The sequence below is a fragment of the Curtobacterium flaccumfaciens pv. betae genome, assembly GCF_026241855.1.
In the GTDB taxonomy this organism is placed as follows: domain Bacteria; phylum Actinomycetota; class Actinomycetes; order Actinomycetales; family Microbacteriaceae; genus Curtobacterium; species Curtobacterium flaccumfaciens.
Window position 1 is genome coordinate 1,896,780 of sequence record NZ_JAPJDC010000001.1, and the last position, 21,150, is coordinate 1,917,929.

General features: G+C 71.2%; 20 protein-coding genes and 1 pseudogene. 8 read left to right on the plus strand and 13 right to left on the minus strand.

Annotated elements, in window-relative coordinates:
* Positions 1-18: 18 nt before the first annotated feature.
* Positions 19-744, minus strand: coding sequence for an MIP/aquaporin family protein (locus ORG17_RS09020; RefSeq protein ID WP_214527945.1), 726 nt, complete (start codon positions 742-744; stop codon positions 19-21).
* Between the two features lie 316 nt (positions 745-1,060).
* Here ORG17_RS09020 and dhaK point away from each other — a divergent pair, with 316 nt between their 5' ends.
* The 3 genes from dhaK (at position 1,061) to dhaM (ending at position 3,537) form a co-directional block, all read left to right on the plus strand.
* Positions 1,061-2,062, plus strand: coding sequence for a dihydroxyacetone kinase subunit DhaK (gene dhaK, locus ORG17_RS09025; RefSeq protein WP_027465620.1), 1,002 nt, complete (start codon positions 1,061-1,063; stop codon positions 2,060-2,062).
* Between the two features lie 117 nt (positions 2,063-2,179).
* Positions 2,180-2,806: a dihydroxyacetone kinase subunit DhaL gene (gene dhaL, locus ORG17_RS09030; protein WP_214527944.1), complete on the plus strand. Its 627-nt coding sequence runs from the start codon at positions 2,180-2,182 to the stop codon at positions 2,804-2,806.
* Complete coding sequence (gene dhaM, locus ORG17_RS09035; protein ID WP_214527943.1) at positions 2,803-3,537, plus strand: dihydroxyacetone kinase phosphoryl donor subunit DhaM; 735 nt, start codon at positions 2,803-2,805, stop codon at positions 3,535-3,537. The genes dhaL and dhaM overlap by 4 nt, the downstream gene beginning before the upstream one ends.
* Positions 3,538-3,579: 42 nt before the next feature.
* On the opposite strand, the gene ORG17_RS09040 is transcribed toward dhaM, so the two are convergent.
* The gene (locus tag ORG17_RS09040; protein ID WP_214527942.1) at positions 3,580-4,158 is read right to left on the minus strand and encodes a TetR/AcrR family transcriptional regulator C-terminal domain-containing protein; all 579 of its coding nucleotides are present in this window, start codon (positions 4,156-4,158) and stop codon (positions 3,580-3,582) included.
* Between the two features lie 54 nt (positions 4,159-4,212).
* On the opposite strand from ORG17_RS09040, the gene ORG17_RS09045 reads away from it, so the two are divergent.
* Entirely contained in the window at positions 4,213-5,433 is a 1,221-nt protein-coding gene (locus tag ORG17_RS09045) for a beta-ketoacyl-[acyl-carrier-protein] synthase family protein (protein WP_214527941.1), read from the plus strand.
* Here ORG17_RS09045 and ORG17_RS09050 read toward each other — a convergent pair.
* Complete coding sequence (locus ORG17_RS09050) at positions 5,420-6,253, minus strand: helix-turn-helix domain-containing protein (RefSeq protein ID WP_175474960.1); 834 nt, start codon at positions 6,251-6,253, stop codon at positions 5,420-5,422. The two genes, ORG17_RS09045 and ORG17_RS09050, sit on opposite strands and share 14 nt — an antisense overlap.
* 102 nt (positions 6,254-6,355) lie before the next feature.
* On the opposite strand from ORG17_RS09050, the gene ORG17_RS09055 reads away from it, so the two are divergent.
* Positions 6,356-7,036: an SDR family NAD(P)-dependent oxidoreductase gene (locus tag ORG17_RS09055; RefSeq protein ID WP_214527940.1), complete on the plus strand. Its 681-nt coding sequence runs from the start codon at positions 6,356-6,358 to the stop codon at positions 7,034-7,036.
* A 14-nt stretch (positions 7,037-7,050) separates the two neighbouring features.
* On the opposite strand, the gene ORG17_RS09060 is transcribed toward ORG17_RS09055, so the two are convergent.
* Positions 7,051-7,491, minus strand: a complete 441-nt coding sequence (locus ORG17_RS09060; RefSeq protein ID WP_027465627.1) for a GNAT family N-acetyltransferase — start codon at positions 7,489-7,491, stop codon at positions 7,051-7,053.
* Between the two features lie 147 nt (positions 7,492-7,638).
* Between ORG17_RS09060 and ORG17_RS09065 the strand changes: the two genes are divergently transcribed.
* Complete coding sequence (locus tag ORG17_RS09065; protein ID WP_214527939.1) at positions 7,639-8,670, plus strand: alcohol dehydrogenase catalytic domain-containing protein; 1,032 nt, start codon at positions 7,639-7,641, stop codon at positions 8,668-8,670.
* Between the two features lie 16 nt (positions 8,671-8,686).
* On the opposite strand, the gene ORG17_RS09070 is transcribed toward ORG17_RS09065, so the two are convergent.
* The 5 genes and pseudogenes from ORG17_RS09070 to ORG17_RS09090 all read right to left on the minus strand — a co-directional run bounded on the left by ORG17_RS09070 (position 8,687) and on the right by ORG17_RS09090 (position 13,536).
* Positions 8,687-9,283 carry a copper resistance CopC family protein gene (locus tag ORG17_RS09070; RefSeq protein ID WP_214527938.1) on the minus strand — a complete coding sequence of 199 codons (597 nt, stop codon included), beginning with the start codon at positions 9,281-9,283 and terminating at the stop codon, positions 8,687-8,689.
* Positions 9,284-9,524: 241 nt separating this feature from the next.
* A complete protein-coding gene (locus tag ORG17_RS09075) occupies positions 9,525-9,680 on the minus strand; it encodes a hypothetical protein (RefSeq protein WP_163343611.1) in 156 nt (51 codons plus the stop codon).
* A gap of 144 nt (positions 9,681-9,824) precedes the next feature.
* Positions 9,825-12,220 (minus strand): annotated as a pseudogene (locus ORG17_RS09080) (ATP-binding cassette domain-containing protein).
* Positions 12,221-12,311: 91 nt separating this feature from the next.
* On the minus strand, positions 12,312-12,764 hold the full coding sequence (locus tag ORG17_RS09085) for an NUDIX hydrolase (protein ID WP_173033886.1): 453 nt from the start codon (positions 12,762-12,764) through the stop codon (positions 12,312-12,314).
* A gap of 10 nt (positions 12,765-12,774) precedes the next feature.
* Complete coding sequence (locus tag ORG17_RS09090) at positions 12,775-13,536, minus strand: SDR family oxidoreductase (protein ID WP_214527937.1); 762 nt, start codon at positions 13,534-13,536, stop codon at positions 12,775-12,777.
* Between the two features lie 154 nt (positions 13,537-13,690).
* Here ORG17_RS09090 and ORG17_RS09095 point away from each other — a divergent pair, with 154 nt between their 5' ends.
* Positions 13,691-14,164 carry an NfeD family protein gene (locus ORG17_RS09095; RefSeq protein WP_071244706.1) on the plus strand — a complete coding sequence of 158 codons (474 nt, stop codon included), beginning with the start codon at positions 13,691-13,693 and terminating at the stop codon, positions 14,162-14,164.
* A complete protein-coding gene (locus ORG17_RS09100) occupies positions 14,161-15,366 on the plus strand; it encodes an SPFH domain-containing protein (RefSeq protein ID WP_214527936.1) in 1,206 nt (401 codons plus the stop codon). The genes ORG17_RS09095 and ORG17_RS09100 overlap by 4 nt, the downstream gene beginning before the upstream one ends.
* Before the next feature lie 72 nt (positions 15,367-15,438).
* On the opposite strand, the gene ORG17_RS09105 is transcribed toward ORG17_RS09100, so the two are convergent.
* The 4 genes from ORG17_RS09105 to tatC all read right to left on the minus strand — a co-directional run bounded on the left by ORG17_RS09105 (position 15,439) and on the right by tatC (position 20,690).
* Entirely contained in the window at positions 15,439-15,789 is a 351-nt protein-coding gene (locus ORG17_RS09105) for an RNA polymerase-binding protein RbpA (protein WP_027465636.1), read from the minus strand.
* 109 nt (positions 15,790-15,898) lie between these two features.
* The gene (gene lnt / locus ORG17_RS09110; protein WP_214527935.1) at positions 15,899-17,470 is read right to left on the minus strand and encodes an apolipoprotein N-acyltransferase; all 1,572 of its coding nucleotides are present in this window, start codon (positions 17,468-17,470) and stop codon (positions 15,899-15,901) included.
* A gap of 32 nt (positions 17,471-17,502) precedes the next feature.
* Positions 17,503-19,941, minus strand: coding sequence for a DEAD/DEAH box helicase (locus tag ORG17_RS09115; protein ID WP_214527934.1), 2,439 nt, complete (start codon positions 19,939-19,941; stop codon positions 17,503-17,505).
* Positions 19,938-20,690, minus strand: coding sequence for a twin-arginine translocase subunit TatC (tatC, locus tag ORG17_RS09120; protein WP_214527951.1), 753 nt, complete (start codon positions 20,688-20,690; stop codon positions 19,938-19,940). The genes ORG17_RS09115 and tatC overlap by 4 nt, the downstream gene beginning before the upstream one ends.
* Positions 20,691-21,150 lie beyond the last annotated feature (460 nt).

Genomic DNA, 21,150 nt, shown 5'->3' on the forward strand with positions numbered 1-21,150 from the left:
CCTTCGGGGTGGGGTGGGTCAGCTGACGACGGGCAGCAGGGCGACGGACAGGCCAGCGGCGAGGGCGCCACCGATCAGTGGTCCGACGACCGGCACCCAGGCGTAGGCCCAGTCGCTCGAGCCCTTGCCCTTGATGGGCAGGAAGGCGTGCGCGATGCGGGGGCCGAGGTCACGGGCGGGGTTGATGGCGTAGCCGGTGGGGCCACCGAGGCTGACACCGATCGCGATCACGAGGAACGCGACGGGGATGGCGCCGAGGTCCGTGGGGGTCCCGCCGTTGGTGAAGGCGAGGACGACGAAGACCAGGACGAAGGTGCCGATGATCTCGGTGACGAGGTTCCAGCCGTACGAGCGGATCGCGGGGCCGGTCGAGAAGACGCCGAGCTTGGCAGCGGCGTCGGGCTCCTCGTCGAAGTGCTGCTTGTAGGCGAGCCAGACGATGACGGCACCGATGACCGCACCGATGAGCTGGGCGATCCAGAAGAGGAACATCTCACCGATGGTGATCTTGCCGAGGATCGCCTGCGCGAGGCTGACCGCGGGGTTGAGCTGACCGCCGGACTTGTAGGCCACGGTGGCACCGGCGAAGACCGCGAAGCCCCAGCCGATCGTGACCATCAGGAACCCGGCTCCGAAGCCCTTCGACTTCGCCAGCGACACGGCGGCGACGACGCCGCCACCCAGGATGATGAGCATCGCCGTACCGACGAGCTCGGACAGGAAATTGACGCCGATGCCGTCCATCGGTGACCTCCAGTGCGTGAGGGTGGGGGTCCGGCCGTGCTGCGCCGCACTCCCCGTTGAGTGATTGAGGCCAACCATAGTGATGCGGTTCACGGCCCGGCGATGAATTCGTGAGCGAAGTGCGGCATCGTGCACGAACGTGCAGGAGGAGTGTCCCCTGCACGATCCTGAGCCGGTGACGCGTCCTCGGCATGGTGCACGAACGTGCATCGGGAACGGACGGCTGCCCGTGCCGTCGATGTAGATTGGGCGCACTCCGGTCGACGACGCGCGGTGTGACCGCCACGGTTCGACCCCGTACCCGTGGAGGCACCGCATGAAGAAGCTCATCAACGACCCGCAAGCCGTGGTCGAGGAGACCGTCCGGGGCTTCGCCCGGGCACACGCCGGACACGTCGTCCTGGTCGAGGACCCGATCCACCTGCACCGCGCTGACGCACCCGTCGCCGGCAAGGTCGGGATCGTCAGCGGCGGTGGCAGCGGCCACGAGCCGCTGCACGCCGGCTTCGTCGGGTACGGCATGCTCGACGCCGCCGTGCCCGGCCCGGTGTTCACGAGCCCGACGCCCGACCCGATCGTCGCCGCGACGAAGGCCGTCGACGGCGGTGCGGGCGTGCTGCACATCGTGAAGAACTACACCGGCGACGTGCTCAACTTCGAGACGGCGGCAGAACTCGCGGCGATGGACGACGTCCGCGTCGAGTCCGTCGTGGTGGACGACGACGTCGCGGTGCAGGACTCCCTGTTCACCGCCGGCCGTCGCGGTGTCGCCGGGACCGTCGTGGTGGAGAAGTGCGCCGGCGCCGCCGCCGAGCGCGGGGACGACCTGGACGCGGTCGCCGCCGTGGCCCGGCACGTCAACGACGTCACGCGGTCGATGGGGCTCGCGCTGGCGTCGGGCACCGTCCCGCACGCGGGGGAGCCGTCGTTCGTGCTGGCCGACGACGAGGTCGAGCTCGGCATCGGCATCCACGGCGAGCCGGGCCGCGAGCGGATCGCGATGGCACCGGCGGACGAGCTGGTCGACCGCGTGCTCGAACCGATCCTGACCGACCTCGACGCTCCGGCCGGTTCGTCGCTGCTGCTCCTGGTGAACGGCATGGGCGGTACCCCGCTGTCCGAGCTCTACATCGCGTACCGACGCGCCGCCGAGGTCCTCTCCGACCGCGGCTACCAGGTCACGCGTAGTTTGGTCGGCGACTACGTCACGTCCCTCGAGATGCAGGGGTTCTCGCTCACCGTCACGGTGCTCGACGACGAACTCACTGCCCTCTGGGACGCCCCGGTGGAGACCCCGGCCCTGCGCTGGGGACGCTGAGCGACCGCGATCGCAACCGCAACCGCGACCGCAACCGCGACCGCAACCGACCACGACCGCTCGACCACCGGACCACGACACCGGGCCCACCGGGCCGGACACACGAAGGGAACCGCATTGGCGCTCGACACCGCATGGGCCATCGACTGGGTCCGTCGCACCGCCGCGACGATCGACGAACACCGCGCCGAGCTCGTCACGCTCGACCGTGAGATCGGGGACGGCGACCACGGCGAGAACCTCGACCGCGGGTTCCGGGCCGTGCTCGAGGCCGTCGACTCCGGGTCCTTCGACACCCCGGGGGCCGTCCTCAAGACCGTTGCGACGAAGCTCATCTCGACCGTGGGCGGAGCTGCCGGCCCGCTCTTCGGCACCGCCTACCTGAAGGCGGCACAGGCTGCCGGTGACGCGGCCGAACTCGACACGGACACCCTCGTCGCCGTCCTCACCGCCGCCCGCGACGGAGTCGTGTCCCGCGGCAAGGCCGCGGTCGGCGACAAGACGATGGTCGACGCGTGGAGCCCCGCGGTCGACGCCGCAGCAGCTGCTGCCGGTGCCGGCGACGACCCGAAGGCCGTGCTCACCGCAGCAGCCGACGCCGCCGCACGGGGTGCGGCGGACACCGAGCCGCTCGTCGCTCACAAGGGCCGCGCGAGCTACCTCGGCGACCGCGCGATCGGCTACCGCGACCCCGGTGCGCAGTCGACCGCGTACATCCTGCGCGCAGCGGTGGACGCAGCGTGACCGTCGGCATCCTGGTCGTCTCGCACAGCGCGGCGATCGCGACGGGCACCGTCGAGCTGGCACGGCAGATGGCTGCGGACGTGCCGCTCGTCGCCGCGGGCGGCACGGACGACGGCGGCATCGGCACGTCGTTCGAGGCGATCACCGCCGGCATCGAGGAACTCGCCCAGGCGGATGCCGTCGTGGTCCTGTGCGACCTCGGCTCCGCCTACCTGACGACCGACACCGCGCTCGACTTCCTGGACGACGACGTCCGAGCCCGCGTCCACGTGTCGCAGGCCCCGTTGGTCGAGGGCACGGTGGCGGCAGCGGTCGCCGCCCAGACGGGCGGTGACGCCGACGCGGTCCTGGCTGCCGCGGCATCGGCCGCGGGTTCCGAGGCGGACGCGAGCAGCGCCTCCCGTCCGTCCGGTGACCAGCCTGGAGGCACGGGGCCGGCCGACGGGGCTGCCCCCGTCGACGACGCGGCCGGGTCCGACCGCGTCAGCGCGTCGGTCGAGCTGGTCAACGAGACCGGGCTGCACGCCCGGCCCGCCGCGGAGTTCGTGAAGACGGCGGCGAAGTACGACGCGAGCGTGCACGTCAACGGCGTGGACGCGAAGAGCCTGCTGGCGATCATGGCCCTGGCGCTGCCGAAGGGTGCGACGGTGTCGATCGACGCGTCCGGGCAGGACGCGCAGTCCGCAGTCGACGCCCTGGTGGAACTGGTCCGGTCCGGCTTCGGCGAGTGACACCGCCGCCGGGGGAGCCCCCGGCGGCGGTGCCCGTCCCGGTCAACGGATCGAGATCGTCCCCGCCAGGTCGAGGTCCGAGGGGCCGCCGGTGACCCCGGCGTCTGCGAGCAGGGTGGCACCGAACACGGCGCTCCAGAACGTGCGGGCGTCCCGGGCGACACCGCTCGGGCTGGTCCAGCCCTGGTCGGCGACGACGCGCTCCAGGTAGCGCTCGGACTGCCGGAACAGCACGGCGAGCAGCAGCCGCACGCGCTCACGCTGCGCCGGGTCGTCCCCGGCTGCCCCGAGCGCGCGCACCACGAGCGGGGTCGACGGCATCGCGAGGGCGGTGCGGGCGAGGACCTGTCGGAACGACTCCGGCGAGCGCGCACGACGGCCGGCCGCCTGCAGTCGCGTGGTGTCGCGGAGGAACAACGCGAAGGCGGCGTCGAGCACCAGACGGTCCTTCGAGCCGTAGTGGTGCGTGATCTGGTTCGGGTAGACACCCGCGGCCCGGGCGACCTCGCTGACGGTGACGCTCCGAGCGCCCGCGCTGAGCAGTCCGGCCGTCGCGGCGAGGATCTTCGCCCGTGTCGCCGCGCCGCGAGCCGTGCCGGAGCCGTCCACCGTGGTTGCCATGTCGGAATTGTACGTGGTACAACTCAACTTGTTCAACGTACAAGAGGAGTTCCCGTGGACATCGTCATCACCGGCTACGGCGCGGTCTCACCCTTCGGTCACGGCGTCGCGCCGCTCTGGGACGCCCTGGTGGCCGGTCGCTCCGGCGTCCGGGCCCTGCACCGCGACGGAGCGCTCTGGGAACAGGTGCCGATCCGGGTCGGGGCCGATGCCGCACTCGACGCCGAGGGTGCGCTCGGGCGGGTCCGTGCGAACCGTCTCGACCGCAGTCAGCAGCTGGCACTCGTCGCCGCGGACGAGGCCTGGGCCGACGCCGGTGCCCCCGCGGTGGAGGGCGACCGCCTCGCCGTGGTCATCGGCACCGGGATCGGGGGAGTGGAGACGCTCCTCGACGCCCACGACGTGCTCGGGGCGTCCGGTGCTCGACGGGTCTCACCGCGCACGGTGCCGATGCTCATGGCGAACGGTGCCGCCGCGCAGATCAGCATCGCGTACGGGGCGCGGGGCGGTGCGTACACGACGGTGTCGGCCTGCGCCTCGGGGGCCGAGGCCATCGCCACCGCCGCGCGGCTCATCGCCACCGGTGAGGCGGACGTCGTCATCACCGGCGGGACCGAGGCCGCGGTCACCCCGGTGACGATGGCGTCGTTCGCCCAGTCGCAGGCCCTCGCGAAGCCCGACGGCGACGACCCGACGACCCTGTCCCGTCCGTTCGACGCCGACCGCCGCGGCTTCGTCCTCGGTGAGGGCGCCGGCATCGTCGTGCTCGAGCGTGCCGACCACGCCGCCGCCCGAGGGCAGCGGTCGCACGGCACGCTCGCCGGGTGGGGGATCACCTCGGACGCGCATCACATCACCGCACCGCTGGCGGACGGCAGCGAGCAGGAGCGGGCGATGCGCGCCGCGATCCGGATGGCGGGCCTCACCGGTGCGGACGTCGACCACGTGAACGCGCACGCGACGGGTACGCCGGTCGGCGACGTCGGCGAGGCAGCCGCCATCAGCCGTGCGGTGGGGACCGGAGCGCTGGTCACCGCTCCGAAGAGCGCCATCGGGCACATGTTCGGCGCTGCCGGCGCGGTCGAGGCGATCCTGACCCTGCGGGCGCTGGAGACCAGGACCGTGCCACCGACCCTGAACCTCGACCGGCTCGACCCCGCGGTGGACCTCGACGTCGTCTCCGGCACCGCCCGGACCGCGCCGCTCCGTGCCGCGTTGAACAACTCGTTCGGGTTCGGCGGTCAGAACGCGTCGCTGGTGTTCACCGCGGCGTGAGCTCCTGCAGGCCGGTGACCCGGAGCAGGTCGAGCTTCGCGGCGTCCTCGGAGCCCGGCACGACCGTGTAGACGACGATCCGCAGGTCACCGCCGGGGACGCTCAGCACGTCGCAGTCGATCTCCACCGGCCCGACGGGCGTGTGCACGACCTTGCGGCTCGCACGGTGCTCGGCGATCCGGCCGGTCTCCCAGCGGCGGGCGAACTCGGGGGACTCCCGCAGCAGCCGTTCGACCAGGTCCGCCAGGTCACGGTCCGCCGGGTAGCGCCCGTAGGCCTGCCGCAGGTCGGCGGCGAGGTCGCTCGAGAACTCCTCCTGGTGCTCGTCGTCCCAGTCCACCCCGTCGCGCTCCTGCGTGAAGTGCCGCCAGACCAGGTTGCGATCGAGCCCGACGTACCGCGAGGGGTCGCCGTTCACCGCGGCCCACAGCTCGTTCCAGAGCACGATGTCATGGGTGGCCGTGAACACCGCGAGCGGCACGTCGCCGAGCCGGTCGACCAGCCGCTGCACGCCGGGCGTGATGTGCCGCGGCACCACCTGACGCGACGGCGGGGCGACGCCGGCCACCCGGCACAGGTGGTCCCGCTCCTCGGACGACAGCCGGAGCGCCGTCGCGAGGGCCGCGAGCAGCTGCGGCGACGGGTTCGTCGCCCGGCCCTGCTCGAGGCGGACGACGTAGTCGACGCTCACGCCCGCCAGCGCGGCGAGCTCCTCGCGGCGGAGGCCCGGGGTCCGTCTGCCGGGACCGGCCGGCAGGCCGACCGCCTCGGGACGCACCCGGTCACGCCAGGAACGCAACACGTTCGCGAACTCGCTCATGACCACCATCATCGCCCCGCGCCTCCTGTCCGTCCTGGTACTGCCGGTCCCACCGTCGCACCGTGCCTGGGGGAGCCGGGCCGGCGGGGGCAGGCTGGGCACATGACAACGACACTGATCACCGGGGCCAACCGCAGCCTCGGACTCGAGACCGCACGCCGACTGATCGAGGCCGGCCACACCGTCCACGCCGGCATGCGCGACCCCGCCGCCGGAGACGACGCCCGCGCACTCGGCGCCCACGTCGTGCGGCTGGACGTCACCGACCAGGCCAGCATCGACGCGGCGATCGCGACGATCCCCGAACTCGACGTCCTCGTCAACAACGCCGGGATCCTCGGCACCTCGTTCGGGGTCGACGACCTCGACGCGAGCGCGATGGCGACAGTGCTCGACACCAACGTCACCGGCATCGTCCGGGTGACCCAGGCCGCGCTGCCACTGCTGCGACGCTCGGCAGCACCCGTCATCGTGAACGTCTCGTCGGGGGTGGGCTTCCCGCGCTGGCTGACGACGCCGGGGCACGACGAGTACGGGGTGCCGGCGGTGCCGTACGCGGCGTCGAAGGCGGCCGTGATCGCGTTGACCGTGCAGTACGCGAAGAACCTGCCGGGGTTCCGGGTGAACGCGAGCGACCCGGGCTACACCGCGACGGAGTTCAACGGGTTCGGCGGACACCAGACGATCACCGAGGGCACCGACGCCACGGTCATGCTCGCGACGATCGGCACCGACGGGCCGACGGGGGAGTTCCACAACCGCGAGGGACGCATCGAGTACTGAGGGGCAACGCTCCGTCAGTCGTGCACGTCGGCACCGAACCCCGGCCCGGGGCGCATCATCCAGCCGTCCGGGTCGGGCAGCGGGCGGAACCCGAACCGCTCGTACAGCCCGTGGGCATCCGCGGTGAACAGGGCGAAGCGCTTCAGGCCGAGCGGCTCGACCGCCTCGGTCACGCCGCGCACGAGTGCGACCCCGACACCGCGGCCCCGGGCGTCGGGGTCCACGAACACGTCGGCGAGCCACCCGAACGTCACGCCGTCGGTGATCACCCGCGCGTAGCCGAGCTGCGCGCCGGTCGTCGCGTCGTACACGCCGAAGTTCCGGGAGCCGGCGATGATCGCCTCCTGCGTCGCCCGGTCACGCCCGCGGGCCCAGTACGACTCCTCGCTCAGCCAGCGGTGCACGCGGTCGACGTCGAGGTCGGCGGGGTCGGCGGAGAAGCGCAGATCGGTCACGTGACGAGTCAACCGGCGGATGCGCCTGCGGCGCAACGGCCGATCGGGTCGGGGTGGACCGCTCGCGTGGTCGGGTGGCCGGGTGCCCGTCGGCCTGGAGGCCCGTGGGGACCCCGACGCGCGGGTCGCGTCTGTCAGGATGGCCGCATGCGCGCCGTCCAGTACTCCCAGTTCGGTTCCGTCCCCTCGATCGTCGACCTGCCGGAACCGGTCGCGCCCGAGCACGGCGTCGTCGTCCGGGTGGCTGCCACCGGTGTCTGTCGCAGCGACTGGCACGCGTGGAAGGGGCACGACGACTCGGTGCGGCTGCCGCACGTGCCCGGCCACGAGTTCGCTGGTGTCGTCGCGGCGATCGGGGCGGGCGTCCAGCGCTTCGCCGTCGGCGACCGGGTCACGGCCCCGTTCGTGTTCGCCTGCGGGACCTGCGCCGAATGCCTCGACGGCGCCACCCAGGTGTGCACCGCCCAGCAGCAGCCCGGGTTCGACCTGCAGGGCTCGTACGCGGACTCCCTGGTCGTCCCGCACGCCGACCTCAACCTCGTCGCGCTGCCGGACGCCGTGGACTTCTCGGTGGCGGCGGCGCTCGGCTGCCGGTTCGGCACCGCGTTCCACGCCCTGCACGCCCGAGGGCGCGTCGCCGCAGGGGAGTGGGTCGTGGTCTACGGCTGCGGGGGAGTCGGACTCTCCGCGGTCATGGTCGCCGTGGCCGCCGGCGCGCACGTCGTCGCCGTCGACGTCTCCACGGCCGCACTCGAGCGCGCCACCGCCCTGGGCGCCGACACCGTGCTGATGGACGCCGATGCCGTCACGACGGTCCGATCCCGCACGGGTGGCGGAGCGCACCTCTCGCTCGACGCCTACGGCAGCCGTGCCACCTCCGTCGCCGCCGTGGCGTCCCTGCGTCCGCGCGGCCGGCACGTGCAGGTCGGGCTGCTCCTCGACGACGAAGCCACTCCGGCGATCCCGATGGGCCGGATCATCGCCGACGAACTCGAACTGCTCGGCAGCCACGGCGCAGCGGTCGGGGAGTACGGCGCGATGCTCGACGCCGTCGTGGCGGGGCGACTGCGTCCGGAGCAGACGATCGGCCGCACGATCGGCTTCGACGACCTGCCCGAGGCGCTCGTCGCGATGGACCGACCCGCGACGTCGTCGGGCATGACCGTCGCGGTGTTCTGAGGCTCGGGCGTTCCCGTCAGCCCTCGGTCCGCGCGTCCGCGCCTCGGCGGATGCGCAGCACGACCGCGCCGATGACCAGCACCGCGAGGATCCCGACGACCCCGAACAGGAGCGCCTGCCCGCCGTGCCCGTGCGCGTGCGTACCGGCACCGGTGTTCGATGCGGCTGCCGCTGCAGTGGAGACAGCGGACGGCGTGGCCGCGGCCGTCGGGCTGGTCGTGGGCGGGGGAACGGACTGCGATGCGGCCGGTTCCACCGTGAACGCGAGCTGCCCCTCGATCGGATGGCCGTCGGGGGAGACGTACCGCCAGACGACGGTGTGCGGGCCGGGGGAGAGCGACACCGCCTTCGACATCGTGGTGCCCTCGACGGTCACCGCTCCGGAGGACTCGTCGGTACCACCGTCATCGCGGACCTCGACGCGCAGACCGGCTTCGAGCCCGGCCAGCGGTGCCTCGCTGAAGGTGAGCGTGACTCGCTCAAGGTCGGTGGCGACCGTGGCGCCGTCCGCCGGATCACTCGAGGTCAGCGCCGCGTGCGCCGACGCGGGTGTCGTGCCGATCAGCACGAGGAACGCGGACAGGGCGACGGCGAACAGGACCCGGGGTGTCACGGTTCGGGAGCGGCGTTGGTCATCTCGGTGATCGTGCACACGTCCACGCTAGGGAAGCGATGTCGAGCGTGCCGTCAGCCGAGCGGACCGGGTGGTAACACCTGAGTTGACATGAGCCTGAGTTGACATAATATGCATTATCGGCGCACAGCTGGAAGTCCGCGGAGAGCGCTGAGTGAGCAGAAAAGGTCGAGTCCGTACTCCGGACTCGACCTTTTCTGCTCACCGGGTGACGACGGCGTCAGTCGGCGGGCTTCGTCGGGACGTCGTCGGCGTCGATCTCGAGCGCTGCCGGCTCGCCGCCCTGTTCCTCCAGGGTGTCCTGGTCGGTGTCGGGCTGCTCCGGCGACTCGCTCTGGGTGGTCTCTTCGGCTGGGTCAGGCTGGCTGTAGCTCATGCGCCGGACGGTACGCCCGGGTTCCTGAACAGCTGCAAGCTCGACGCCGGAGACACCTGGTGAGCAGCAATGGTCGAGTCCATCCGCAGGACTCGACCATTGCTGCTCACGATGCGAAGCGCACCACTCACATGTTCCCCCGGCTCAGGCTCCGACGTACGCCGCCAGGTGCTGCCCGGTCAGCGTCGACCGTGCCGCCACCAGCTCGGCGGGCGTCCCCTCGAACACGATCCGCCCGCCGTCGTGGCCGGCACCCGGTCCGAGGTCGATGATCCAGTCGGCATGCGCCATCACGGCCTGGTGGTGCTCGATCACGACGACCGTCCGACCGGCGTCGACGAGCCGGTCGAGCAGGCCGAGCAACTGGTCCACGTCGGCCAGGTGCAGGCCGGTGGTCGGCTCGTCGAGCACCACGACGCCGCCGCGGTCGCCGAGGTGCGTCGCGAGCTTGAGCCGCTGCCGCTCTCCCCCGGACAACGTGGTGAGCGGCTGCCCGATCGTCAGGTACCCGAGCCCCACGTCGGCCAGCCGGGCGAGGATCGTGTGGGCCGCCGGCAGTGCGGACTCCCCCGCCGCGAAGAACGCCAGCGCGTCGGCGACGGACATGCCGAGCACCTCGCTGATGTCCTTCCCACCCAGGTGGTACCCGAGCACGGACTGGTCGAACCGCTTGCCGTCGCACTCGACGCAGGGGCTCGCGACGCCCGCCATCATGCCGAGGTCGGTGTACACGACACCGGCACCGTTGCACGCCGGGCAGGCGCCCTCGGAGTTGGCGCTGAACAGTGCGGGCTTCACGCCGTTGGCCTTCGCGAAGGCCTTCCGGATCGGCTCGAGCAAGCCGGTGTACGTCGCCGGGTTGCTCCGCCGTGAGCCACGGATCCCGCTCTGGTCGATGGCGACCACGTCGTCGCGCCCGGCCAGCGAGCCGTGGATGAGCGTGCTCTTGCCCGAGCCGGCGACCCCCGTGACGACGGTGAGCACCCCCGTGGGGACGTCCACGTCGACGTCGTGCAGGTTGTGGGCCGAGGCGCCGCGGATCGCGATCGCCCCGTCCGGACGACGCACCGCGGACTTCACGGTGACGCGGTCGTCCAGGTGCCGACCGGTCACGGTCCCGCTGGCACGCAGCCCGTCGACGGGCCCCTGGTAGCAGAGCGTCCCACCGCCGGATCCGGCACCGGGCCCGAGGTCGACGACGTGGTCGGCGATCGCGATGACCTCGGGCTTGTGCTCGACGACCAGGACGGTGTTGCCCTTGTCGCGCAACCGGACGAGCAGTTCGTTCATCCGCTCGATGTCGTGCGGGTGCAGCCCCGTGCTCGGCTCGTCGAAGACGTAGGTGACGTCACTGAGCGAGGAGCCGAGGTGCTTCACCATCTTCACGCGCTGCCCCTCTCCCCCGGACAGCGTGCCGGTGGGGCGGTCGAGCGACAGGTAGCCGAGTCCGATCTCGACGAAGGACTCGAGCAGGTCGCGGAGCCCCTCGAGCAACGGCCCGGCCCCGGGGTCGTCGAGCCCCCGCAGCCAGGTGACGGCATCGGTGACCTGCATCGCGCAGACGTCGGCGATGCTGCGGTCCGCGATCTTGGACGAGCGGGCGGTGTCGTTCAGCCGGGTGCCGTCGCAGGCCGGACACGTCGTGAAGGTCACCGCACGGTCGACGAAGGCCCGGATGTGCGGCTGCATCGCCTCGCGGTCCTTCTGCAGGAACGAGCGCCGGACCCGGTGCACGAGCCCCTCGTAGGTCATGTTGATGCCGGCGATCTTCTGCTTCGTCGGCTCGCGGTACAGGAAGTCCTGCCGCTCCTGCTCGGTGAAGTCACGGATCGGGGTGTCCCGGTCGAAGTAGCCCGACTCGGCGTACAGCCGCACGTTCCACCCGTCGGTCCCGTACCCGGGGATCGTGAGCGCGCCGTCCCCGAGCGACTTCGTGTCGTCGAAGAGCTGTGTCAGGTCGATGTCGTTGACCAGCCCCCGACCCTCGCAGTCGGCGCACATGCCGCCGAGCCGGGTGAACGAGACCTTCTGGGCCTTCGCGTCCGCACCCTTCTGCACCGTGATCGCTCCCCCGGCCGTCACGGTGGCGAGGTTGAACGAGAACGCGTTCGGCCCCCCCCGATGTGCGGTCGACCGAGTCGGCTGAACAGCACGCGCAGCATCGCGTTCGCGTCCGTCGCGGTGCCGACGGTGGAGCGCGGGTCGGCACCGATGCGCTCCTGGTCGACGACGATCGCGGTGGTCAGGCCGTCGAGCAGGTCGACGTCCGGACACGCGAGCGAGGGCATGAACCCCTGCACGAACGCGCTGTAGGTCTCGTTGATCATCCGCTGCGACTCGGCGGCGACGGTGCCGAACACGAGTGAGCTCTTGCCCGAGCCGGAGACCCCGGTGAACACCGTCAGCCGCCGCTTCGGCAGGTCCACGTCGACGTCGCGCAGGTTGTTCGCGCGGGCACCGCGCACCCGGATCCGGTCGTGCCGGTCGGCAGGGTGCGCGTCGGCGCCGGTGGGGTCGTCGTCGACCGGATCGGTGTGCATGCGCGTCAGCGTACCGACGGGAGGCCCGTGGCGGGGCCGCCACGGGCCTCCCGTCCGGTCCTGGGTCGGTCCTCAGGCCGTGGTGCGGTGCTCAGGCGCCGTGACGGCGCACCAGGTCCGGCAGCTCGGCGGGTTCGAACTCCTCGTCGGTCGCGTCGAGTTCGTCGGCGGTCCACCACCGCGAGGCGAGGATGTCGACGCGCTCGTCGTCGGTCCACTCTGCGTCGGACAGCTCGAAGTCCGGCGTGCGCACGACGTAGAACTCGGCGTGCCCGCGGTCGTGGTCGGCGAGGTCCCACTCGACGGTGAAGTCCCAGGACCACACCGGCTCGCCGGGTTCGTCGATGACGATCCCGGTCTCCTCGCGCAGCTCGCGGATCGCGGCGTCGCGGTGGGACTCCCCCGGGTCGACCCCGCCACCCGGCGTGATCCAGCGGTGGGCACCGTCCGACGAGGGCGACTTCGTGTCCATCAGGAACACGCGGCCCTCGGGGTCGAGCAGCAGGATGCGGGAGGTGCGGCGCAGGCCGGGCTTGGCGGTCACCCGCCCGACGTTAGCCGACGAAGCCGCTGACGTCGCCGACCAGCTTGGTGTGGTCGGCGGGGATCGGCTCGACGGCGGCCAGGGCGATCTCGGCCGCGAACTCGGACACGCTGTAGAGCTTGCCGACCTCCTGCCGACGACCCTCGATCGCACCGGGGTTCAGGCGGTTCAGCAGGGTCGCGGTGATCGTGCCCTCGATCATGTCGCCGGAGACCACGACGAACTCGATGCCGGCGGCCTCGAGCTGCGGGATGAGCTCGCGGAGGGCGAGTTCTCCGGCGCGCTTGCTCTTGGCGACCGGGACGTACTCGTCCATCGTCTCGGCGGTCTCGACGAAGTGGGCCTGGTGGCTCGTGACGAACACCACGCGGGACCCGGCGGGCATGTGCGGCACGGCGGTCTGCAGCATGTCGACCTGCGCGTCGCGGTTCAGGCGGAGCGCGTAGTCCTCGCCGACGCCGGACTCCATGCCGCCGGAGGCGTTCAGCACGAGCAGGTCGATGCCGCCCCACTCCTGCACGACGGTGTCGACGATTGCCTGCACGGAGACGTGCTCGGTGAGGTCGGCTCCGACGGCCAGGGCGGAACCGCCCGCCTCGACGATCTTCTCGGCGATCTGCTCCGCGCGCTTGGCCTTGTTGCGGTAGTTCACGACGACCTTCGCACCGGCCGCGGCGAGGTAGCCGACGGTGTCGGCGCCGATGCCACGGGACGAACCGGTGACGACGGCGCGCTTGTCGGTGAGGGATCCGGGGGCGAGGGGGTTGCTCACAGTCGTGTTCTCCAGGTCTGGTTCCGGCCGGTCGGGCGCACCGAGCCTACCAATCGCCTGCACGGCCGTCGGACGGCCCTGATATGTTGAACGGAGTTGTACCGGCTGTCGCGACGCAGCGAGCCGCCGCGCGCGACCGAGGGAGGGAGATCGCGTGAACGGAATCGATTGGATCCAGAGCACCGTCTGGATCGGCCTGGTGTTGCTCCTGGGCGTGGTCGAGATCTTCACCCTCGACTTCATCTTCATCATGCTCGCGGCGGGTGCCGCCGGCGGGTTGATCGCCGCGTTGCTCGGCGCCCCGTGGTGGCTGTCCGCCATCGTCGCCGCGGTCGCCGCCCTCGTGCTGCTGTCGCTCGTCCGCCCGCGCCTGCTCGTGGCGCTCGGCCGCGGTGCCGACCCACACCGCACCAACGTCGAGGGGCTCATCGGGCTCGCCGGCACGGTCGCGGTCGCCTTCACCTCCTCCAGTCCTGGTCAGGTGCGCCTGGCCAACGGCGAGACCTGGAGTGCGCGGTTCGCCGCGGACTCCGTCGACCGCACACCGCCACTCGGGACCCCCGTGGTCGTCGAGTCGATCGAGGGGTCGACCGCGGTCGTGCGCCTCGCAGAAAGGGCCACCTCGTGACCAGCATCTCCCCGGGGACGATCGCACTGCTCGTGCTCATCCTCGTCGTCGTCATCTTCGTGATCGTCGTCCTGGCGAAGGCGATCCGGATCGTTCCCCAGGCCACCGCGGGGATCGTCGAGCGACTCGGCAAGTACCACAAGACCCTCAACCCGGGCCTGAACCTCCTGGTGCCGTTCATCGACCGTCTGCGGCCGCTGCTCGACATGCGTGAGCAGGTCGTCTCGTTCCCGCCGCAGCCCGTGATCACCGAGGACAACCTGGTGGTCTCGATCGACACCGTCGTCTACTTCCAGGTGACCGACGCCCGTGCCGCGACGTACGAGATCGCGAACTACCTCGGCGCCGTCGAGCAGCTCACTACCACCACGCTCCGCAACGTCGTCGGTGGCCTGAACCTCGAAGAGGCGCTGACCAGCCGCGACAACATCAACGGCCAGCTCCGCGTCGTCCTCGACGAAGCCACCGGCAAGTGGGGCATCCGTGTCGGCCGAGTCGAGCTCAAGGCGATCGAGCCGCCCGTGTCCATCCAGGACGCCATGGAACAGCAGCTCCGTGCCGAGCGCAGCCGTCGTGCCGCGATCCTGCAGGCCGAGGGCACCAAGCAGTCCCAGATCCTCGAGGCCGAGGGGCAGCGGCAGGCCGCGATCCTGGCCGCCGAGGGTGACGCCAAGGCACAGGTGCTCCGCGCCGAGGGTGAAGCCCAGGCCATCGCGACCGTGTTCGAGGCCATCCACACCGGTGACCCGGACGAGAAGCTGCTCTCCTACCAGTACCTGCAGACCCTGCCGAAGATCGCCGAGGGCACGTCGAACAAGCTCTGGATGATCCCGAGCGAGTTCACCGAGGCCCTGTCCGGCATCGCGAAGGGCTTCAGTGCCAGCCGCGGTGGCGGTGGTGCCGGTCCGGTCGGCGGCGCTGCCAGCGGGACGGACTTCCTGTCCCGGATCTCGAAGCTCGCGAACGAGAGCCTGGCGAACACCGCAGCCGCGGACACCACGATGCCGCGCGCGGATGCCACCGCCGCGGACATCGTCCCCGAGTCCGACCTCGACGCACGCCTGGCCGAGTCGAACCGCAGTGTCGACGCACACCTGGCGGCCGCCGACGACGCGACCGCCGAGCAGGTCGAGGAGACTCCGCCCACGCCGGGCGACGACGCCTCCGGTCACCGGACCAGCGACGGCTCCGGTCGGCGCTGACGCTCCGGCACGGACGAACGACGACGCCCGCCCCGGGGAACCGGGGCGGGCGTCGTCGTGTGTTCGGTGGGGTCAGGCGCCGCGTCGTGCGCGGAGGACCTGCAGGCGCTCTTCGAGGAGCTCCTCGAGTTCCTCGCGCGAGCGGCGCTCGAGCAGCATGTCCCAGTGGGTGCGGGGTGCCTTCACGTCCTCTTCGGCAACCTCGACGGGGATCCCGTCGTCACCGAGCAGCCGGCCCTCACGGCCGGAGCGGGGCTCGGACCACGTCTGGGGGACGTCCGCGTCAGCGGAGAAGACGATGTCGAACGTCTCACCCGAATCCGTCTGGTAGACCGCACGCTTGCGATCCGAGAGCTCGACGCCCTCTTCGCTCTGGAGACTCTGACTCCCGAGCCGCATGCCGCGGAGACTCCGATCAGCCATGTGTGTGCTCCTCTCGCTCGTCTGCCCTCCACAACACTGTCCCACGCCCCATCATCCCGTACCGGCGCATTCACAGTCCGTTCCCAGTGGCTGGGCGCGGCGAGTCCGATCAAGAGCGGGTTCGACGACCCCAGGGCGCGCAGGCGAGGAGCACGAGGAGTCCGCCGAGGGAGAGCAGGAGCGTGATCGAGCCGGACAGGATCGACGCGGGGGTGGTGGACGTGCCGAGCGGCACGTCGGTCACCATCGAGGTCGCGGTGTACTCCGGCACGCGGTCGATCGTGCGGCCGCTCGGGTCGATGACCTGCGACGCTCCGACGGTCGAGATGTTCACGAGCGACCGACCGGTCTCGATGGCCCGCATCCGTGCGATCTCGAGCTGCTGCAGGTTCTCGTCGGTGCCCGAGAAGTCGGCGTTGTTCGTCTGCGCGAGGATCACCTGCGTTCCCCCGCGCACCATGTCGGCGGTCAGCCCGTCGTCGACGATGTCGAAGCAGATCGAGATGCCGGCACGGATCCCCGCGACCGACAGGACGTTCGGCTTCGTCCCCGGCGTGTAGTCGCGCTGCAGCAGTCCGATCAGGGACGGCGCGAGCTTGGAGAAGAACCAGCGGTCGGGCACGTACTCACCGAACGGCACCGGGCGCTTCTTGTCGTAGGACGACTGCCAGCCGTCGGCGGTCCACACGAACGACGTGTTGTGCAGCACCCCCGACGGGGTCTGCGTGATGGCACCCGCCACGATCGGGGCGTCGAGCGACCCCACGACCGAGTCGAGGGCGGACGCGATGACCGGCTGCTGACGCGGGTCGTACTCCGCACCGGCCTCGGGCCACACGACCAGGTCCACACCCTTCGCGTCCACGTCCGTCGCCGCGACCTGCGCAGCCAGGACGTCGCCGGGCTCCGCACGGTCGAAGTACCCCGCGGGACCGTTGCCCTGCACCGCCTCGACGCGGATCGTGCCGCTCGTCGCCGTCGGCCACGCCGGCACGGCCAGGACCGCCGCGACCAGCAGACCCGCCGTGGCCACCCGGACGGGCAGCCGGAGCGTGACGTCCGGCACACGGGGTGCCACGAGCGCGAGCGACACCACGACCGCGACGCAGTACACGACGACGAACGTCAGGCCGAGGACACCGACGTACGCGGCCACGTGCGCGAACGGCCCCTGCGACTGCGACAGGCCGACGCGCCCCCAGGCGAAACCACCGTACGGCCAGCTCCCCGAGAACCACTCGCGTCCGGTCCAGAGTGCGGCGACGACGGCCGGGAGGCCCCACACACGTCCGGCGGTCGAGGGCACCACGCGTGCGACCCAGCGGTACGCCAGGGCGATGGCGACGCTGCCGAGTGCGAAGAACGCGGCTTCGAGCAGGGCGAGTGCGAACCACGGGACCGGGCCCAGGTAACGACCGGCCCACGAGATGGCCGGGATCCAGAACGCCGCGCCGGCGAGGTAGCCGATCCACGCCGCGCGCCGCGCCCGCTGTCCCATCACCGCGAGCAGCATGCAGGCGAGTGCCGGGTAGGCGAGGAACCACCACCCGGGCGACGGGAACGCGAGGGCGAAGAGGATCCCGCCGATGACGGCCAACGGCAGCGCGGTGCCGAGCGGCAACGCGGCGAACGGGCCGGTCGCGACCGCCCCGCGGCCGACGCGCGCGGGCAGCCCACGCACACTGGTCTCCGGAACCCGCACCGTGCCTCCAGTCAGACCGCCGCGTAGGCGACGATGCCGCGGCGAACCGCGTCCGTCGCCCGTCGGGCGGTCTGGGCGAGCTCGTCGTCGCCGGCGTTCCGGATCTGGTCGAGCAGGTCGATGACCTGCTTCGACCAGCGCACGAAGTCGCCGGCCGGCAGGTCGAGGGTGCGGAGGACGTCGTCGAGGGCCGAGCCCGAGGCCCAGCGGAACATGCCGACCGCCATCGCCGGGGTCGGCGGCTGCGAACCGGCCAGACGCGCCGCACGCTCGATGTCGTCGAGGCGCGACCAGATGGTCAGTGTCTCGTCGAGCGCGGGGCGGAACGCACCGCGGGGCAGGGCGTGCTCCGTGCCGGGAGCGTCCTCGCGGCGGGGCTGGTAGATGATCGTCGCGGCCATGGCGGCGAGCTGTGCCGGGGTGAGGTCCTTCCAGACCCCCGCCTCGAGGCACTCGGCGACGAGCAGGTCGCGGTCACCGTAGATGCGCTGCAGGCGACGGCCACCCGCGGCCACCGTGGCTTCGCCGCTGCCGGCGTCCACCAGGTAGCCGAGCTCGAGCAGGACCTCGGTGACGCGGTCGAACGTCGTCGCGACGGCGCCCGTGCGGGACCGGATCTGCTGGACGAGCTTGTCGTTGGCGCGCTTGAGCTTCCACCAGCGCTCGGACCAGCGGGCGTGCGCCTCGCGTTCGGGGCAGGCGTGGCAGGGGTGGCGCTGCAGCTGGCGGCGGACCGCCGTGATCGCGGCCTGACGTTCCTGGCGGGCGCCGTGCGACGCCTCGCGACCGCCGGGCACGTTCGTGCGCTCGAGGTCGGAGAGCTCACGACGGAGCGCCGAGTACTCGGTGAAGTCGCCGAGGTGGCACTGCATCGCCTCGCGGTAGCCGTCGAGGGATTCCTGCTGCGAGCGGACCTTGCGGGCGAGGTCGACCACCGACCGGTCGGCCTGGAACTGGGCGAACGACGTCTCGAGGACCTCGCGCGTGCGCTGCCGACCGAACTGGTCGATCAGGTTGACGGCCATGTTGTAGGTCGGCTTGAACGACGAGTTGAGCGGGTACGTGCGACGGCTGGCCAGCGACGCGACGGCCTGCGGGTCGAGCCCGTCGGTCCACTGGATGACCGAGTGCCCCTCGACGTCGATGCCACGACGACCGGCACGACCGGTGAGCTGCGTGTACTCCCCCGGGGTGATCGGCACACGGGCTTCGCCGTTGAACTTCTCGAGCTTCTCGAGCACGACGGTGCGCGCCGGCATGTTCACACCGAGTGCCAGGGTCTCGGTCGCGAACACGACCTTGAGGAGCTTGCGCTGGAAGAGGTTCTCGACGACCTCCTTGAAGGCAGGCAGCAGGCCGGCGTGGTGTGCCGCGACCCCGCGCTCGAGCCCTTCGAGCCACTCCCAGTAGCCGAGGACGGCCAGGTCTTCGTCGAGCAGGGTGCGGCAGTGGTACTCCGCCGTCTCGCGGATCTCGTTGCGCTCCTGCACCGTCGTCAGGGACAGGCCCGAGCGCAGGACGTTGCGGACGCCCTGGTCGCAGCCGTTGCGGCTGAACACGAAGAAGATCGCGGGCAGGAGCATCCGCTCGTCGAGCATGTGCGCGATCTGTTCGCGGTGCACCTTCTCGGTGCGGGGCCCGCGACGCTCGGGGTAGCCACCACGACCGCGCCGACCGCGGTGGCCGCCGCCGTTCCGCTCACTCCGGGAACCGCCGCCGACCATGCGGAGCAGTTCCGGATTCACGCGGTTCGTCGCCGCGGCACCGCTCGAGTCGAACAGGTCGACCATCTTCGAACCGACCAGGACGTGCTGCTCGAGCGGCACCGGGCGGTCTTCGGAGACGATGACGTCCGTGTCGCCGCGGACGGTCTGCAGCCAGTCGCCGAACTCCTCGGCGTTGGACACCGTCGCGCTGAGCGAGACCAGGCGGACCTCGGTCGGCAGGTGCAGGATGACCTCTTCCCACACGGCACCGCGGAACCGGTCGGCGAGGTAGTGCACCTCGTCGAGGACCACCCAAGCGAGGTCGTCGAGCAGGTCCGAGTCGGCGTAGATCATGTTCCGGAGCACCTCGGTCGTCATCACGACGACGCGGGCGCGGGGGTTCACGTTCGTGTCGCCGGTGAGCAGCCCGACCTCGGACTCGCCGTAGACGTCGACGAGCTCGGCGTACTTCTGGTTGCTGAGCGCCTTCATCGGCGTCGTGTAGAAGACCTTCGCCGTCGGCTGGCGCATGGCGAGCCAGATGGCGAACTCGGCCACGATGGTCTTGCCGGCGCCGGTCGGGGCGGCGACCAGGACGCTGCGGCCCTGGTCGAGCGAGTCGCATGCGGCGAACTGGAACGGGTCGAGGTCGAACCGCAGGTCCGTCCGGAAGAGCTCGAGGTTTCGCGACCGGTTGCGCACCTTGGCCGCGGCGAACCGCTCGGCCGCACTCGTGCCGCTCACAGGCCGTACTCCTCGTCGAGCTTCGCCTGGCGCTTGGCCACACGGCGGTCGTGGAGCCACGCGATGAAGCAGGCCGCGATGTAGAGCACCACCATCGGGACGGCGAGCAGGAACATCGAGATGACGTCGGCGCTGGGGGTGACGATGGCGCAGAACACCAGGATGCAGAGGATCGCGACGCGCCAGCTGTTGATGATCGCGGACGCCGACAGCACCCCGACGAAGTTCAGCAGGACGAGGAAGACCGGCAGGACGAAGGCGATGCCCACCGCGACGATGAGCTTGATGACGAAGTCGTAGTACGCCTTCGCATCGACGATCGAGGTGTCCTGGCTCGACACGAAGCTGCCGAGGATGCCGACCACGTGCGGCAGGATGTACCACCCGAAGTAGCACCCGGCGAAGAACAGCGGGATCGCGGTGCCGAGGAAGCCCCAGACGTACTGCCGCTCACGCCGGACGAGCGCGGGCACGATGAACGCCCAGATCTGGTAGAGCCAGACGGGGCTGGCGATGACGATGCCGATGGTGATCGCGATCTGCAGCTTGAGGTCGAACGCCCCGGTGATCATCGGGAAGTTCAGCTCGGCCGTGTGTCCGCCGACCTTGGCGAGCTCGGTCACCGGTGCCCGCAGCGAGTCGAGCACCCACGGGGTGAGGAACCAGCCGCCGATCGCACCGACGACGATCGCCACGACTGCGCGGAAGAGCCGGTTGCGCAGCTCGATGAGGTGCTGCCCGAGCGACATGCGGCCTTCGGCGTCGGTCTTCTGGCGCCCCTGCCGCTTCGCTCGCCCGCGCGCGGTCGTCGAAGCCATGTGGTCGATCTTACGGGGTCGGGACCGACAGTCCGCCGGGGGTCGGCGCGGCCGCGTGGCGGGTGGGCGGGGGTGGGGGGGGTTGGCGCTAGCGGGTTCGGGCGTCCCTGGCGAGATCGGGCGTACCGACCGAGATCGGGCGTACCTGGCGAGATCGGGCATACCTGGTCAGAGCAACGCACCAGGTACGCCCGGAACGACCAGGTAGCCGAAGCCCATCGTCCATGATCGGGCGTACCTGGCGAGATCGGGCGTACCTGGCGAGATCGGGCACACCTGGCGAGATCGGGCACACCTGGCGAGATCGGGCACACCTGGCGAGATCGGGCACTCCTGGCGAGATCGGGCATACCTGGTCGGATCAACACACCAGGTACGCCCGGAACGACCA

Coding starts and splice junctions, on each gene's coding strand:
- ORG17_RS09020 (WP_214527945.1), bottom strand. CDS start 744: ATGGACGGCATCGGCGTCAATTTCCTGTCCGAGCTCGTCGGTACGGCG.
- dhaK (WP_027465620.1), top strand. CDS start 1,061: ATGAAGAAGCTCATCAACGACCCGCAAGCCGTGGTCGAGGAGACCGTC.
- ORG17_RS09040 (WP_214527942.1), bottom strand. CDS start 4,158: ATGGCAACCACGGTGGACGGCTCCGGCACGGCTCGCGGCGCGGCGACA.
- ORG17_RS09050 (WP_175474960.1), bottom strand. CDS start 6,253: ATGAGCGAGTTCGCGAACGTGTTGCGTTCCTGGCGTGACCGGGTGCGT.
- ORG17_RS09055 (WP_214527940.1), top strand. CDS start 6,356: ATGACAACGACACTGATCACCGGGGCCAACCGCAGCCTCGGACTCGAG.
- ORG17_RS09065 (WP_214527939.1), top strand. CDS start 7,639: ATGCGCGCCGTCCAGTACTCCCAGTTCGGTTCCGTCCCCTCGATCGTC.
- ORG17_RS09075 (WP_163343611.1), bottom strand. CDS start 9,680: ATGAGCTACAGCCAGCCTGACCCAGCCGAAGAGACCACCCAGAGCGAG.
- ORG17_RS09105 (WP_027465636.1), bottom strand. CDS start 15,789: ATGGCTGATCGGAGTCTCCGCGGCATGCGGCTCGGGAGTCAGAGTCTC.
- tatC (WP_214527951.1), bottom strand. CDS start 20,690: ATGTCGCTCGGGCAGCACCTCATCGAGCTGCGCAACCGGCTCTTCCGC.